Source organism: Stenotrophomonas sp. 1L-E-5-B-C3 (genome assembly GCF_057292075.1).
On sequence record NZ_JBXAWS010000002.1, the window covers coordinates 463,502 to 478,072 of the forward strand.

The 14,571-nt window shown below is 60.4% G+C and carries 11 protein-coding genes and 1 pseudogene; 2 read left to right on the forward strand and 10 right to left on the reverse strand.

What is annotated here, in order from left to right:
* From AC0Z6F_RS04835 to AC0Z6F_RS04880, 10 genes and pseudogenes are all read right to left on the reverse strand, one after another.
* On the reverse strand, positions 1–2,460 hold the full coding sequence (locus AC0Z6F_RS04835; protein ID WP_126941533.1) for a heavy metal translocating P-type ATPase: 2,460 nt from the start codon (positions 2,458–2,460) through the stop codon (positions 1–3).
* A gap of 78 nt (positions 2,461–2,538) precedes the next feature.
* Positions 2,539–5,775: an efflux RND transporter permease subunit gene (locus AC0Z6F_RS04840; RefSeq protein ID WP_485616573.1), complete on the reverse strand. Its 3,237-nt coding sequence runs from the start codon at positions 5,773–5,775 to the stop codon at positions 2,539–2,541.
* A 15-nt stretch (positions 5,776–5,790) separates the two neighbouring features.
* The gene (locus AC0Z6F_RS04845) at positions 5,791–7,044 is read right to left on the reverse strand and encodes an efflux RND transporter periplasmic adaptor subunit (RefSeq protein WP_062171269.1); all 1,254 of its coding nucleotides are present in this window, start codon (positions 7,042–7,044) and stop codon (positions 5,791–5,793) included.
* Positions 7,041–8,294: a TolC family protein gene (locus AC0Z6F_RS04850; protein WP_062167469.1), complete on the reverse strand. Its 1,254-nt coding sequence runs from the start codon at positions 8,292–8,294 to the stop codon at positions 7,041–7,043. The genes AC0Z6F_RS04845 and AC0Z6F_RS04850 overlap by 4 nt, the downstream gene beginning before the upstream one ends.
* A gap of 56 nt (positions 8,295–8,350) precedes the next feature.
* Complete coding sequence (locus AC0Z6F_RS04855) at positions 8,351–8,662, reverse strand: hypothetical protein (protein WP_126941536.1); 312 nt, start codon at positions 8,660–8,662, stop codon at positions 8,351–8,353.
* A 141-nt stretch (positions 8,663–8,803) separates the two neighbouring features.
* Entirely contained in the window at positions 8,804–9,175 is a 372-nt protein-coding gene (locus AC0Z6F_RS04860; RefSeq protein WP_027080084.1) for a diacylglycerol kinase, read from the reverse strand.
* Positions 9,176–9,246: 71 nt separating this feature from the next.
* Positions 9,247–10,962, reverse strand: coding sequence for a phosphoethanolamine transferase (locus tag AC0Z6F_RS04865; RefSeq protein WP_055765228.1), 1,716 nt, complete (start codon positions 10,960–10,962; stop codon positions 9,247–9,249).
* Between the two features lie 158 nt (positions 10,963–11,120).
* Positions 11,121–11,354 (reverse strand): annotated as a pseudogene (locus AC0Z6F_RS04870) (dolichyl-phosphate-mannose--protein mannosyltransferase); the annotation flags it as partial.
* 164 nt (positions 11,355–11,518) lie between these two features.
* A complete protein-coding gene (locus AC0Z6F_RS04875) occupies positions 11,519–11,839 on the reverse strand; it encodes a hypothetical protein (protein ID WP_062167471.1) in 321 nt (106 codons plus the stop codon).
* Positions 11,840–12,147: 308 nt separating this feature from the next.
* Positions 12,148–12,765 carry a cation efflux transmembrane domain-containing protein gene (locus tag AC0Z6F_RS04880; RefSeq protein ID WP_014159605.1) on the reverse strand — a complete coding sequence of 206 codons (618 nt, stop codon included), beginning with the start codon at positions 12,763–12,765 and terminating at the stop codon, positions 12,148–12,150.
* Positions 12,766–12,870: 105 nt separating this feature from the next.
* Between AC0Z6F_RS04880 and AC0Z6F_RS04885 the strand changes: the two genes are divergently transcribed.
* Positions 12,871–13,284 (forward strand): MerR family transcriptional regulator, encoded by a 414-nt coding sequence (locus AC0Z6F_RS04885; RefSeq protein ID WP_014159604.1) that lies wholly within the window; start codon positions 12,871–12,873, stop codon positions 13,282–13,284.
* Positions 13,281–14,552 (forward strand): site-specific integrase, encoded by a 1,272-nt coding sequence (locus AC0Z6F_RS04890; protein WP_017355000.1) that lies wholly within the window; start codon positions 13,281–13,283, stop codon positions 14,550–14,552. The genes AC0Z6F_RS04885 and AC0Z6F_RS04890 overlap by 4 nt, the downstream gene beginning before the upstream one ends.
* Positions 14,553–14,571: the final 19 nt, after the last annotated feature.

The following is a 14,571-nucleotide window of genomic DNA, read 5'->3' on the forward strand; positions in this document are numbered from 1 at the left end:
TCACGACTGACGGAAGCCAAGGAGCCTCAGCGCATTGAATACAACCAACAAGGTTGAACCTTCATGCACTGCCACAGCCGGTCCAATGCCAAGACCTAGGATGGTCGCAGGAACCAACAACGCTACGACGCCCAGGCTCACATACACGTTCTGACGGATCACCCGTTTCGTGCGTCGACTAAGCGCTACAGAGAATGCAACCTGTCTCAAATCCTCAGACATAAGCGCGACGTCGGCAGTCTCCAGCGCTACGTCCGAAGAGGCGGCACCCATTGCAATTCCGACGCTGGCACTAGCCATTGCGGGTGCGTCATTCACACCGTCGCCGACCATTGCCACTCGCTCCGTCTCCTTCAACTGACGTATTGCCTTCACCTTGTCGTCAGGCATGAGATTTCCCCATGCCTCGTTTAGACCCACGTCCGTTGCCACGGCTTGAGCTACAGTCTGGTGGTCGCCAGAGATCATGATCATTCGTTGGATGCCCAAGCGCCTTAGCTTGTCCAGGGCTTCACGCGCCTCTGGCCGGGGCGTATCCATAAGGCCGATGACACCTAGGTCGCGATCACCTAGGCGAACGGCCATCGTGGTTCTGCCGGCGTTACGGAGCTCCTCAATGGCAGACTCCGCACCCGCGGATAGAGCGCCAATGCCGTCGTTACCGAACATTTCTGCCTTTCCTATCCACACGTCAATGCCGTTCACCTTCGCCTGAACGCCTCTTCCAGCGAAGTTAGCGAGGTCTGTCGCTACCATGACCGGTCCATCGCCCAGGCGAGTATTACCATCTCGAACGATAGCTGCGGCCAAAGGGTGGTCACTTAAAGCCTCGACGGCGACGGCAACGTGAAGCAGTTCCTGCTCTGTCGTTCCCTGCATCACTTTGATGTCGGTAATTCGCGGCTTGCCTTCAGTGAGCGTTCCAGTCTTGTCGAACGCGATGGCACGGACCATGCCCAGCTCCTCCAGTGGTGCGCCACCCTTGATGAGTACGCCACCTCGCGCAGCTCGCGCAATTCCCGCTAGAACCGCGCTTGGAGTCGCGATTGCCAGTGCGCAAGGGCTTGCCGCTACAAGTACCGCCATCGCTCGATAGAAGCTGTCGCGGAATGGCTCATCGATCACGATCCATGAGAAAAGTAACAGCACGGCCAAGATCAGAACAGCGGGAACGAATACCCTCTCAAACTTGTCTGTGAAGCGCTGCGTTGGCGATTTCCTGGTTTCGGCTTCGCTCACCATCTTGACTACGCGGGCCAGTGCCGATTCGCCTGATCGACGCGTGACTTCGACCTCTAGGACGCCGGAGCCATTGATAGTGCCGGCGAAGACGCGGGACTCCATTCCCACCGAATCAGGCCGACCCCGTGCCTGAGCAGGGTCAGTGACTTGCAACTTATCTACCGGAATGCTTTCCCCGGTGACAGGGGCTTGGTCAACGCTGCTAGTGCCTTTGACGACGAATCCGTCTGCCGGCATCCGATCATTGGGACGAACAACCACCACATCTCCAGGTATCAACGATTCAACCTTGACTTCCACGACCTGCCCATCCCTCAGCACCCTGGCGGTTTCTGGGGCAAGCTTTGCAAGAGCTTCAATCGCGCGCTTAGCCCGGCCCATCGCGTAGTGTTCAAGGGCATGACCTAGACTGAAGAGGAACAGAAGCAAGGCGCCTTCGGCCCATGCGCCCAGCGCTGCCGCACCTACCGCTGCAACCAGCATCAGAGTATCGATTTCAAAACGCTTCAGCTTGACGTTCTCAATCGCTTCGCCAAGCGTGAACCAGCCGCCAAAGAGGTAGGCAGCTACGTAAAATGCGGTAGGAATCCATGGCGTTTGGAGCAAGCCGAGCTTTTCAATCGCAAATCCCAAGATCAGGAGCAGGCCACAGGCAAGTGAGAAGATCAGCTCGCTATTGCCACCCAATACGCCTCCGTGGGAATGACCATGGTCTTGTCCGTCCTTGTGTTCGTGACCTTCGTGCTGATCTTTCAAGTCTTCCTTCGGACCGGATGCGCCTTGCCCTACACCCAGCGCGTGGAGCTCTGCTCTCAGCTCCGTCTCGCTTGTCTTGGTTTGATCGTATTCGAGGCTCACGCCGCCAGTCGGGCTGGTGGTGGCTTCAATGACCCCCGGCAAAGCCTGTAGTTGGCCTGCAATTGTTCGTGCTTTCCGGGCGTGAACTGCTGAACCCAGTTCCAAGGAGAGGTGACCATACCGCTCACCCAGCTTGACACCCATGGACGACGCCACCTCTCGCACTCGTTGAAGCGAGATGAGCTCGGGCGCGTAATGAATGCAAAGTGTTCCGCAAGCCCCATCGCTACCACCGCGCACGTGCACGCGTGATATTCCGTCCATTTCCTGAAGCCCGTCCACCAGCCTTTGGACGCAGTTATCGTCGCGAGAAACGCCTGGGAGTACGACCGGCAATTCGACTTCTGTGGTCAGGTTCATGTGTTCCCTCCAACGTCATAAGAATGGATCGGGAAGTCCGGCAGGCAGATACGCTGCCGGACACAAACACTCCATCAATCAGGGAACATTTCCCGGTTGCCCTTTGGGATCTGGCTTGGCCAGGCGCCCCGCAAATGTCGGCAGCACAAGAAGTGTCAGTACTGTTGCGGTCAACAGGCCGCCAATGACCACCGTGGCGAGAGGCTTCTGCACCTCAGCACCAGATCCACTCGCAATAGCCATCGGAATGAAGCCGACGATCGCCACCAGCGCCGTGGTCACCACAGCTCGAATTCGGCTGCCGGCACCGTTCATTGCAGCGATCAATGGACTGTCACCGGCATCAAGCCTCTCTCTGATGGCTTGCATGAGCACCAATCCGTTCAGCGTCGCAACACCCGATACCGCGATGAATCCGACAGCGGCAGATACCGAGAACGGCATACCACGCACCAGCAATGCGAGAATTCCGCCAACCAGGGCAAGCGGGACGCAGGTGAACACCAGACCCGCCTCCTTCGCACTGCCCAATGCCATGAACAGAAGACTTCCGATTAGCAGGAAGACAATCGGCACAACTGTCATGAGTCGCCTTTCCGCCCGCTGCAAGTTCTCGAACTGACCGCCCCACGTCATGTGGGCGCCTGGTGGAAGCTTCACGTCCTTCACCGCAGCTTGGGCCTCTCCGACAAACCCGCCCAAGTCACGACCGCGAACATTAGCCTGCACCACGACACGACGGCTCCCGTTGTTTCGACTGATCTGGTTCGGCCCCTCGCTGATCTCAATGCGTGCGACAGAGGAGAGCGGCACGATGCCCCCAGTTGGGGTTGCAATCGGCAGCGATGCGAGCTGATCGGGGTCATTGCGTGCATCGTCGCCGAGGCGCACCACAACATCGAACCGGCGGTCGCCCTCGAAGATCTTGCCTGCCGCAGCGCCGCCAATACCGGTTGAAAGTGCGTCGCTCACGTCCGCCGCCGTGAGGCCATACTGCGCAGCTGCAAGATGATCGATTGCCACATTGAGCGTGGGCAGGCCGGAAATCTGTTCAACACGGACATCCGCTGCGCCCTGAGTATTTCTCAGCTTCAGCGCGACCTGGTCAGCAACAGCTTGCAGTTGCTCGAAGTTATCGCCGTAAATCATGACGGCTAGGTCCGTACGTACACCTGAGATCAGCTCATTGAAGCGCAGCTCGATGGGCTGGCTGAATTCAAAGCTGTTGCCTATCTGCGAGGCGGCGATCGTCTCAAACCTTGCAATCAGATCCTCCTTGCTCAGGGAAGAGTCTGGCCACTCCTTTCTCGGCTTAAGTACGATCACACTGTCGGAGATGTTGGTCGGCATGGGGTCGATAGCTGCTTCAGCAGTACCGGTCCTCGAGAAGACCGTCACAACCTCTGGTTCAGCAGCAATGGCCTTCTCCAGCGCCAACTGCATAGCCAACGATTGCTCAAGCGACGTAGATGGCACACGCAACGCCTGCATAGCGAGGTTTCCCTCATCAAGCGTTGGCATGAATTCTCGACCCAGCATCGTAAAGCCGACCACGCCCATTGCGAGCATCACGAGGGCGCCAGCGAACACTGCCTTGGGCCTACGAATCGCCGCTTGGATCACCGGTTCGATGCGGCCGCGCAGGACGCGGATGATGGCTGTCTCATGTTCTTCGTCCTGGTCGCCCTCGTGTCCTTCCTTCTTCGCGTGGAGCTTGGGCTCCCTGACCAGCAGGGCAGCCATCGCCGGTACGAAGGTAAAGGAGAAGATGAATGCGCCAACGAGGGCGAGCATGAAGGTGGCGGCCATCGGGTGGAACGTCTTGCCTTCCACACCTTCCAAGGTAAGGATCGGTGCGAACACCAACAGGATGATCACCTGACCGAAGGCTGCAGGACGCGCCATCTTCCTCGCCGAGTCGGCGGCTACACGCAGTCGCTCCATGGCATTGAGGGGTCGGCCAAGTTCGGCACGCCGCTTGCCAAGCATCAGCAGGGTGGACTCGATCACAATTACCGCGCCATCTACAAGGATTCCGAAGTCCAGCGCACCCAAGCTCATCAGGTTGCCGCTGATACCGAACTTGTTCATGCCGATAACAGCGAACAGGAACGACAGCGGAATGACCAATGCGGTGATGGCTGCCGCACGCAGGTTGCCCAGGAGCAGGAACAGCACAACTACGACCAGCAGGGCACCTTCGGTCAGGTTCTTGGCGACAGTCTTGACAGTGGAGTTAACCAGCACACTACGGTCCAGCACTGGCTCTGCGAAGATATCGGCGGGCAGAGATTCATTGACCTGTGCCAGGCGCTCAGCTGCAGCTTGAGCGACGGTGCGGCTGTTGCCGCCGGCGATCATCAGTGCCGTGCCCAGTACCGCCTCATGACCATTTCGGCTAGCTGCACCAAGCCGTGGGGCGCGCCCCATACCGACCTCGGCAACATCGGCCACCCGGATGACCACACCGTCCTTGGTGGCCACCGGCGACTGAGCCAAGTCGTCGGTCGTCAGGGCAAGGCCGTCTGCCCTAACGACCAGGCCTTCGCCCGCACGCTGGACGAAACCCGCGCCAGCCTGGACGTTGGAGCGTTCCAGTGCTTGGACCAGATCGGCCAGACCCAAGTTGTATGCCGCCAGTCGAGCGCTGTCGGGGTAGATGCCGTATTCCTTGACGTACCCACCCACCGTATCAACACCGGCCAGGCCGGGGCTGGAGCGCATCTGTGGTGCGATGATCCAGTCCTGGACAGTACGCAGGTACGTTGCGCGCTCCTGGGCGGTTCCAAGACGATCGCCCTCTGGTGTCAGGTAGACCTCACCCTCTTGCCAGCCAGCCTGGCCGGGCTTGGCCAGCTTCTTGGGGTCGAATGGCTTGAAGTCCACCGTCCACATGAGAACCTCGCCCAGCCCGGTTGTAACCGGGGAGAGCATGGGGGACACGCCCTCGGGCAGATCTCCGGCAGCCTCCCGCATCCGCTCTGCCACCTGCTGGCGGGCGAAATAGATGTCGGTCTGATCAGTGAAGATCGCGGTGACCTGAGAGAAGCCATTGCGTGATAGGGAGCGAGTGGTGTTCAGACCTGGGATGCCGGCCAAGGCCGTCTCCAGAGGATAGGTGACCTGGCGTTCAATCTGCTCCGGAGTAAGGGCAGGTGCGATGGTATTGATCTGAACCTGGCGGTTGGTGATATCTGGTACAGCATCGACTGGCAGCTTGCTCAGTTGGAACAAGCCAAAGCAGGCAATCGAAGCAGCCAGAAACACCACGAGCCAACGGAACTTGACCGCTGCTTCAATGATGATCTTGAACATGGTGTATGAGTTCCCTTAGTGGCCGTGCTCGGCTTCGCCCTTGGCCAGTTCGGCTTTGAGCAGGAAGGCATTGGCGCCTACGAGGCGCTCACTACCTGTCAGGCCGTTAAGGATTTCGATTCGATTACCTGCACGACGACCAGCGAGTACCGGCGTAGCCTGGAAACCACCCTGGACGGCAACGAAGACAACACTTCTGCCATCAACGCTTTGGACCGCATCCGCCGGCACACTCATACCTTCAGCGGCACTATCGGCGATGATGACGGCCGAAACGGGGGAGCCGGCCGGTGGCAACTTCTCCGAAATTGGTTTGGCGCGAATGGTCGCGGTGCCTCCCTGCTGCATCACATTCGCAGCGGCGGCAATCACCTCAGCTTCGAAGCTTCCGCCCGGGCCAGTCACTTCCAGCTTCATTCCGGGCACCGCGAGAGTGGCCAGTGCTGGCGGTGCAGTGAATACGAGTTCATTCATGTCCGGATTGGAAACCTCCGCAACAAGCGTTCCAGCTGAGACGACACCACCGGGCGTCACTTGGACGTTGCCAACCACGCCAGCGACAGGACTGGAGATTGTCACCCGGCCGGAACTGTCCGGAGATCCACTGGCCGCTACCTGTGCACGTGCAGCACTAGCGGCGGCATCAGCGGCCAAAGAGCGCGCGCGCGAGGCCTCCAGCTCCTGGCGAGCCACTACGCCCTGCTCGACAAGAGACTTGTCGCGGCCGTAGGCCAGGCGAATGGCTTCGGCCTCCGCCGCAGCGGCAGTGGCGGCGGCTTTGAAGGTCGCAGCTTCTCCACTGACAATGATCACCAGGGGCTGGTTGCTCTTGACGGCTGTACCCGGCGCAACAAGCACGCGCTCAACGCGGCCGGTGACCGTTGAGGCGATGGCAGCACGCCCCCCGATGGCCGGCTCGACGCGACCTGCAAGGCGGGTCGATGCGCCACCGCCGCGGCCGACAGCCACCACGCCGATGCCAGATGCCTTGATCTGGTCAGGCGTCAGCTTGACTACACCTTCCTCGGACTCCTCTTCGCCATGTTCGCCATCACCATCACCTTCACTGTGCGCCTCGGCGGAGCCCGGCTTTGCGTCAGCTGCGTGATCGTCGTGACCATCATCCTTTCCAGCCGGCTTTTCTGCCTCCGTACCGGTGGATTTGGCATCCTCCTGCGCCCCGCCACTGCATGAGGTCAGCGCGCCGGTCATCATCAAGGTAGCCAGCAGCGTCGCTCCGATGAGCGTCTTGTTTCCGTACTTGTTCATTTTGCCTCCACAAACGGTGCGCGCCCTTCAAGGCGGGCGAGGTCGATTTCTGCTGCCACCCGGCTAAGACGGGCATCCACAGCACTGCCACGCGCAGCGATCAGGGTTGATCGCGTGCTGCGCAGCTCCAATTGCGATATACGACCTGCCTCAAATCCGATGCGGGCCAGCCGATAGGCTTCATCTGCGGCCTGTACGCTTTCATCCGCTGCTCGTGCGCGGCTGTTGGATGCCTTGAGACTCGCTACCGCTCCCAAACGGGCCGCCTCACTGTCACGCCTCTGAGCCTCCAGAACCGCTTCGGCAGCACGTTGTTCCGCATAGGCCGCCTGGATCGCACCGCGGTTACGATCGAATAGGGGGATCGAAAGGCTGATGCCCACGTTGTAAGCTTGGTCGCCCGCTTGGCGGAAGCGCGTCTGAGCCACGGATGCACTCAGTTGTGGCAACGCACGCTTGCGCTCAACATCGATAAGGCGGCCGGAGGCGTCCGCTTCGGCTTGGGCGATACGAACGGCAAGCGGGGCGGCCTCATTGTCAATTGGGTGAGAGGGCACTCGGTCAAGCAGGCTTTCGCCGATGTCGGTCAGCGGGCTGTCCACTAAGGACACCCCGGCTAGGCGAGCAAGCGCCGCATCCCGGTAGGCCTCGGCCTCATCTAGGCTGGCCTTTGCATTGGCGACCTCGCTCCGTGCCTGCACACCGCGCAGGTTGGGCTCACGTCCCTCGCTGACCATCGCAGCTACCGCCTTGGCGTCCTGTTCAATCAAGGCCAATGCCTCGCTGGCCAACTCATATCGGCGCAGCGCAGCCTCTGCTTCGGCGTATGTCGCAGCCAGGCGACCCGCTGCGTCACTGCGCATCAGATCACCCCGCAAGCCTGCAGCCCCAGCCTCCGCACGCGCGGCGCGCACTCGGGCCCCTCGTTGACCCCAAATCTCCAGCGGCTGGGAGAGGGTGACAATGCTGTCAGCGTTTGAGAAACCTTTGTAGGGACCAGTGCCGTAGGCGTTCTCCGCTTCGATGGAGACCGTCGGATTGGGCAGTGCCCGAGCCTGTTGTACCCGCGCCTCGGCTGCCTCAGCCAGCGCGACGCCTTGGACCGTCGCAGGCATCTGGTTCAAGCGAGAAAGCAACGATTCGTAAGATGGTGCAGTTTGAGCAGCTACATGCCCGGTTGGCACCAACGCCAGCAGAACAGCGACAGCCAACCCGGTCGCTGAAAGCGACCGACCCGTCAAAATCGACATAAAAACTCCCGTAAATTATCTGAGCGAACTACCCGCAAATGCGGGGCAGAGCCAGATCAGATACGGGGGGGGCGCATGGGTCCGTCGAGTCGGAGGGCGTAGACGTCCCCGTGCTCGGTACTGTGCAGCGAAATCCGGCCATCGGCGAACAGATCGTCGTGACCGGCAGCTGGGAGGCTTGCCGTTGAATGGTGGCAATGCCCATGGCCACAGGCATCGGCACTGGACGAATCCTTGCTCTTGCTCGACTCGGAGTCTGAATCACTTTGCAAGGCGTGCACATCGCCCACGCTGACCGTCGCTTCTTGCGCGCACGCCAATGCCTCGGCCACAGGCACGACCACGAACGCCGCCAAAAGCAGCAGCATCAGGTATATACGAATAGCAGGCAGAGAGCGACGCATTGGGAAAGGTTAGCAACCTCTTTTGGACGGATACAATTACATAAAAACACTACGGTGGCTGTGCTTGAACGCACCCTAGCCCCGTTCAGGTCGGGACCCAGGGAATCAACCCACAAGGATAACGGCCCATGTGAGGGCGACATTGCAAAGAGCCACGAACACCGCAGCCGACCCCATGTCCTTCGCACGACCAGCCAGCTCATGGATTTCTGGGCCATACCGTTCGATCACTGCCTCGATAGCGGAGTTCAGCAGCTCGAATGCCAAAACGAACAGTACGCTCCCCATGAGAAGCACTCGCTCTACCCCTGAGTTGCCGAAAAAGATAGCTGTAGGTAATGCCACCGCGGCCATAACAACTTCCAACCGAAACGACGATTCATGCAGCCAAGCTGATCTCAGTCCCTGGAGAGACCAGCGAAGCGCCTCAAAGACGCGCGCAATGCTCCGCGGACGATGACCGTACATATCTGCCACTTCGATGTTTCCTTCTTTTGGGCCCAAGAGACGCTCACGGGTCTTCCAACAGCGATACTCGCCGTGGTCGGCTATAGGCTGTGACCGGCGTTGCTGGTACAGCCTGAGAACAGATTTAGGCTCTCGTCTAGCACCGTCGTCCTAACCTGCATCAGGCCAAGCACAGAATGGAAGAGGTTGTCGTGGCTGGACGGCTGCTTTGATCGGTCCCGGACACATTGAAGGTCCAGGTTGTTGCTGCTCTTCATACCATCAGACATCCACATCACCATCGGCACCTTGATCTGAGTATCAGGGGCGATAGCGTAGGGGAGCCCGTGAAGATAGACGTTCGCCTCCCCTAATGACTCGCCGTGGTCGGAGACATAGATCAGCCCGGTATCGTGACTCTTGTCCTGTTCAAGCATGCGAATTGTCTTTGCAAGGAAGTCATCTGTCGCAAGGACCGCGTTGTCATACGCATTGACGATTTCACCGCGTGTGCACTTGCCCAAGTCTGCGTTTCGGCAGTCGGGAGTAAATTTCGTCAGATCTTCCGGGTATCGCTTGAAGTAGCTGGGTCCGTGGTTCCCCAGCTGATGTAGAACGACAACGACATCACCAGGGTTGTCCTCGATCGAGTCATGCAGACCTTGCAGCATAATCTCGTCACGGCATGCTTGGTCGTCGCACAGAACATCCTTGACCGGCACGCGATAGGATTCAAATGCCAGATCAGAGCAGACGCCCTTGCATCCAGTCTGGTTGTCACGCCATAGGGTCCTGACCCCGGCACGCTCCAAAACATGCAGAAGCGACTCCGAACCTTTGATCTTGTCTCGATCGTAGTCTCGCCTCCCGTACGCAGAGAACATACAGGGCACCGACACTTCGGTGTTTGACCCGCAGGCGGTCACGTCTGAGAAATTGACGACGTCCAACGCTGCCAACTGTGGCGTTGTCTGTCTGCCGTATCCATTCAAACCCCAGTTCTGCGCACGAACCGTCTCACCTACAACGATGACCAAGAAGTGGGGCTTCGCGCCTGGCGGATGAGGCGTCATCATGGCATCGGGGCCAACCACTTGGATCGGACCGCGCTCCGCACGGGTGTCTTCTCGCACAACCTTCGCAATGGAAGCGATGTAGTTTCCAGGGTTTGCAAGGTATCTGACTTGCTTGTGATTGCGTATGAGTGATGAGAGGTCGTCGAATGACGCAATTGCCGCGCCAACGATTACAACAACCGCCATGCCAAGTAGAAGCACTCTTGCAAGTATCGCCCGCGTCACATTGGAAGAACGTTGGAGCCTTACCATGCATACCGCGATAGCTGGCACGACGCCTTTAATTAGTACCGCAAGAAAGAAGCCCCAGGTCAGCAACTCTCCGGCTTCAGCGCCGTCGGTCTTCAGCACATTTCGTACCATGCTGGCGTCGAAGTAGACGCTGTAATTGTCTGAATAGTAGGCAGCAGTAGCGGACACGACGAGAAGCAATGCAAGAACCGGCTTCACCGTCCATCGAACGCATAGCAATCCGAGAATGAGCACATTCAAGGCAGTGAGGATCGCTCCCGTAGAGATAACAAGTAGCGCACGAGCTGCTCCGTCCGCACCACTCTTCGCAATTACTTCTGCGAAGAACGCGCTGTTGAGAAAGAACGTGAAGTACATCGCCACGATGATAATCAACGTGTTGACGCCCAGCTGCGGGCCGCAGATGGGCTTGCCAAGACGGCCCAGTGGATCTGAGCCTAGGCCCCCGCGCGAACTGCCTCGGTTGAATTCTGTTTTCACGTAATGCATTGGTGATTCCTTTTTATTGACCACCGCGCGCGCCCCTAGCGCACACGGCCGCCATTGCGCGTTCCTAGATGGAAAGCCATCCACACATATGCAACGCCTGACACCAGCGAAGGGGCCAGGACCGCGGTCCGCAGGTTTTGGGTCAGTGACAGCAGTGCAGCCGAGATCCACATGAAGAGACGCTTGTCTGGGTGCAGCTCCGCTCCCCGACGCGGGAACAGCGAGCTTCCGGTTGCCACCATTTGGGTGGCAACCAAGGCAAATCTCGGTTCGTCGACAGGCCCAAAATCGCGCACACCAAGAGATGCGCCGATGGCAAGCACGGAGGTTGCCATCAGTAGTGCCGCTCGATCGCGTGCAGTTCGGAGATTGGTAGATGTTGAGAAGGGCATTCAGGTCGCCTTCTTCAAGGCGGCGCAGTACTGGCCGGCGACTGCACGTGCAGCCACGCGTCGGCCGAGCGCACGGAGCGCCCAGCAACAAGATGTGTTCATGGAAAGACCTACACAAAGGTGATCGCAGAAGGACTGACAGGCGCGTTGCGCCTGTTATGCGATCAAAGCCTGGGAGGTCTAATCAGCGTGTCCGGGATGTGGGACGTCATGGGCTGTTCGTAGAACGTGTGCCCGCCTTCATTTCTTGCGGCTTCGGCACTGGTGAAACCGTTGGACGCCACAAAAGTGCTGCTGTGGTGGCAGTGACCGTGACCACAAGCGGCATGCGCCTTATCGGGGTGGCCATCGCCTGGCCCTGCCACTTCCTGGTGTGACTGCTCCTCAGAGAAGCAGACCGAAGCATCAACGACAGGCACGATGATCATCACTGCGAGCAGCAGTGCCAGAGCGTAGCGCTTGGCATGGATGACAATGGAAGGCACGTGTGGCTAGGACTGATACATTTGAGGCCGGAAAGATACCTTGGGTCCCGCTCATCAGCAAGCTGACGCTTATTCATCAATCTCGCGGGCTCGAGTGGCCTCTGCGAGTCAGGTGGCCAGGCAAAAGCTGGCGCGGGAAATTGACGGAATCCGGCATCCGAAGAACAGAAAGTTAACGTTTTGCCTGAGCTTCCGCACGGTCACGCAGATTGAGCTGCGACGGATTAGGTCGGGGGCCAGCTGCGCCACGTGACAGTGCCGGGTTCAAGCGCAGCCGCCAGAGTCCGAGCTCAGTCGGCCAAGCCTGGTCATGCAGCCGTCTTGCGCGCGTCGGCACCTGCCCGGCGGGCATCACCTAAAATCTCGAAGGCTTCCTTGATCACATACAGGCCGATCAGGGCGCCGATCACGAAATCCGGGTACGGGCTGGCCAGCCACCACACCAACAGACCGGCCAGGATCACCCCAACATTGGCGACCACATCGGCCCGCGTGAACAGCCACGTCGCTCGCAGATGCACTTCGCCGGACTTTAGCGGTGCCAGCATGCGCAGCACCGCCATATTGACCGCCAGCGACAGCAGGGCGGTGCCAATCATCCAGCCGCTGACCGGCTCGGCGCCGTACATCACCCGGCGGCCCACCTCAACCAACACGCCCACACCCAGCACAAGCAGCACGCTGCCGCTGACCCAAGCGGCATTGGCCTTGAAGCGCGCCGTGCGCCCGATAGCGACCAGGCCAATGGCATAGGCGGTGGCATCGGACAGCATGTCCAGAGCGTCGGCCAGCAGGCCAGTGGAATGGGCAATCCAGCCGGCGATGCCGCCGATCACGGCCATCGCCGCGTTCAACGCTAGGGCGATCCAGAGGACGCGCCGCTCCTGCGCATTCTTGGCCTCGTGGTGGCAGCCGCAATCACTCATCGGAACATCTCCAGTCGCAGGGAAGCCGGGCCCGGGCGGGTCGCTGGCATGACACAGCAGGTGAGTGTAAAGTCCGTAGCTACTACGGAGTCAAGCGTACTACGAATGAAAATCAGTGAGGCTGCCGACGCCAGTGGATGCCACCTGGAGACGATCCGCTATTACGAGCGGATCGGCCTGTTGCCGCGCCCGGGGCGCTCGGGCAATGGCTACCGGGTCTATGGCCCGGCCGACATCGAGCGGCTGCGCTTCATTGCGCGCGGCCGGGACCTAGGCTTCAGCCTGGAGGAGGTCCGCAGCCTGCTGCAGCTGGCCGGCGATGAGGAGCTTTCGTGCGGGGACGTGGACCGGCTGGCACGCAGCCATCTGACCGACGTGCGGGCGCGCATGGCCGACCTGGAGCGCATGGCCACCGAGTTGGAACGGGTGATTGCCAGTTGCCACGGTGGGCAGCGGGCTGAATGCACCATCCTGTCGACCCTGCGGCAGCCGGTCGCTGTGGAGGCCACGCGCCAGTGACCGAACTGGACCGCTACCTCGATGCAGCCACGCGCCAGAACACGGTGCGCAGCTATGCGTCGGCGCTGCGGCACTTCGAGGTTGAATGGCAAGGCCACCTCCCAGCGACACCGGACAGCGTGGCGCGGTACCTGGCCGCGTATGCGCAGACCCTAGCCGCCAGCACGCTTCGCCACCGGCTGGCCGCCATTGCCTCTTGGCACCGCGACCACGGCTTTGTCGACCCGACCCGGTCGCCGCTGGTGCGCAAGGTGCTCAAAGGCATCCAGACCCTGCACCCGGGCCAGGTCAAGCAAGCCGCGCCGCTGCAGATTCGGCGGCTGGTCGAGCTCGATGACTGGTTGGCTGCCGCGATCGCGGCGGCGCATGCCCGGGGCGACGGAGCGGCGGCGCTGCGCCATCAACGCGACCGAGCGTTGGTGCTGCTCGGATTCTGGCGGGGCTTCCGTGGCGATGAACTGCTGCGTCTGGACGTGGCCCATCTCACGCTGGTGCCGGGACAGGGGATGACCTGTTTCCTGCCGCGCAGCAAGGGCGACCGCCAGGCCGCCGGCGTCACCTACAAGGTGCCGGCGTTGTCGCGGTTGTGCCCGGTGGAGGCGACCCAGGTGTGGCTGCAGGCGGCCGACCTGCACGAAGGGCCGGTGTTTCGGGCGGTTAACCAATGGGGCCAGGTGAGCGCCGAGGGCCTGCATCCCAACAGCTTGGTGCGCCTGCTACGCGAGTTGCTGACCAGTGCCGGCTTTGCCGATGCGGGGCTCCACAGCAGCCATTCGTTGCGCCGCGGCTTTGCCAGCTGGGCCAACGACCAAGGCTGGGACATGAAGGCGCTGATGGAGTACGTGGGCTGGCGCGATGTGCAGTCGGCCATGCGCTATCTGGACGGGCGTGACCCCTTTGCCCGTGACCGCATTGAAGCAAGCCTGCCCAGTCCAACCGCGCCGGTACCGGCGATGGCACTGCCGGCGCCCGAGGGCAAACCGGCCTTGCAGCTGCGCCTGCGCATGGTGCTGACCCCGTTTGCCCGCACGGGCCGCGGCGCGGCCAAGGCCCGAGGCCGGATCGAAGAGATCTGCTTGGCCCCGTTCCAGGCTGTGCGCCTGAACACTGCCAGCAGCGAGTACCAGTTGACTGTTCCCACCGATCCCGACCGGGATCTGGATGAAATCCTGGCCACGTTGCTCGATGACATGCACCGCATGGCCGATACGCACCAGTGTTTCCTGGAAGCGTCTCTCAATACAGACGACGGCCGGCACTGGGATTGATCCCCTCATAACCTCCGGA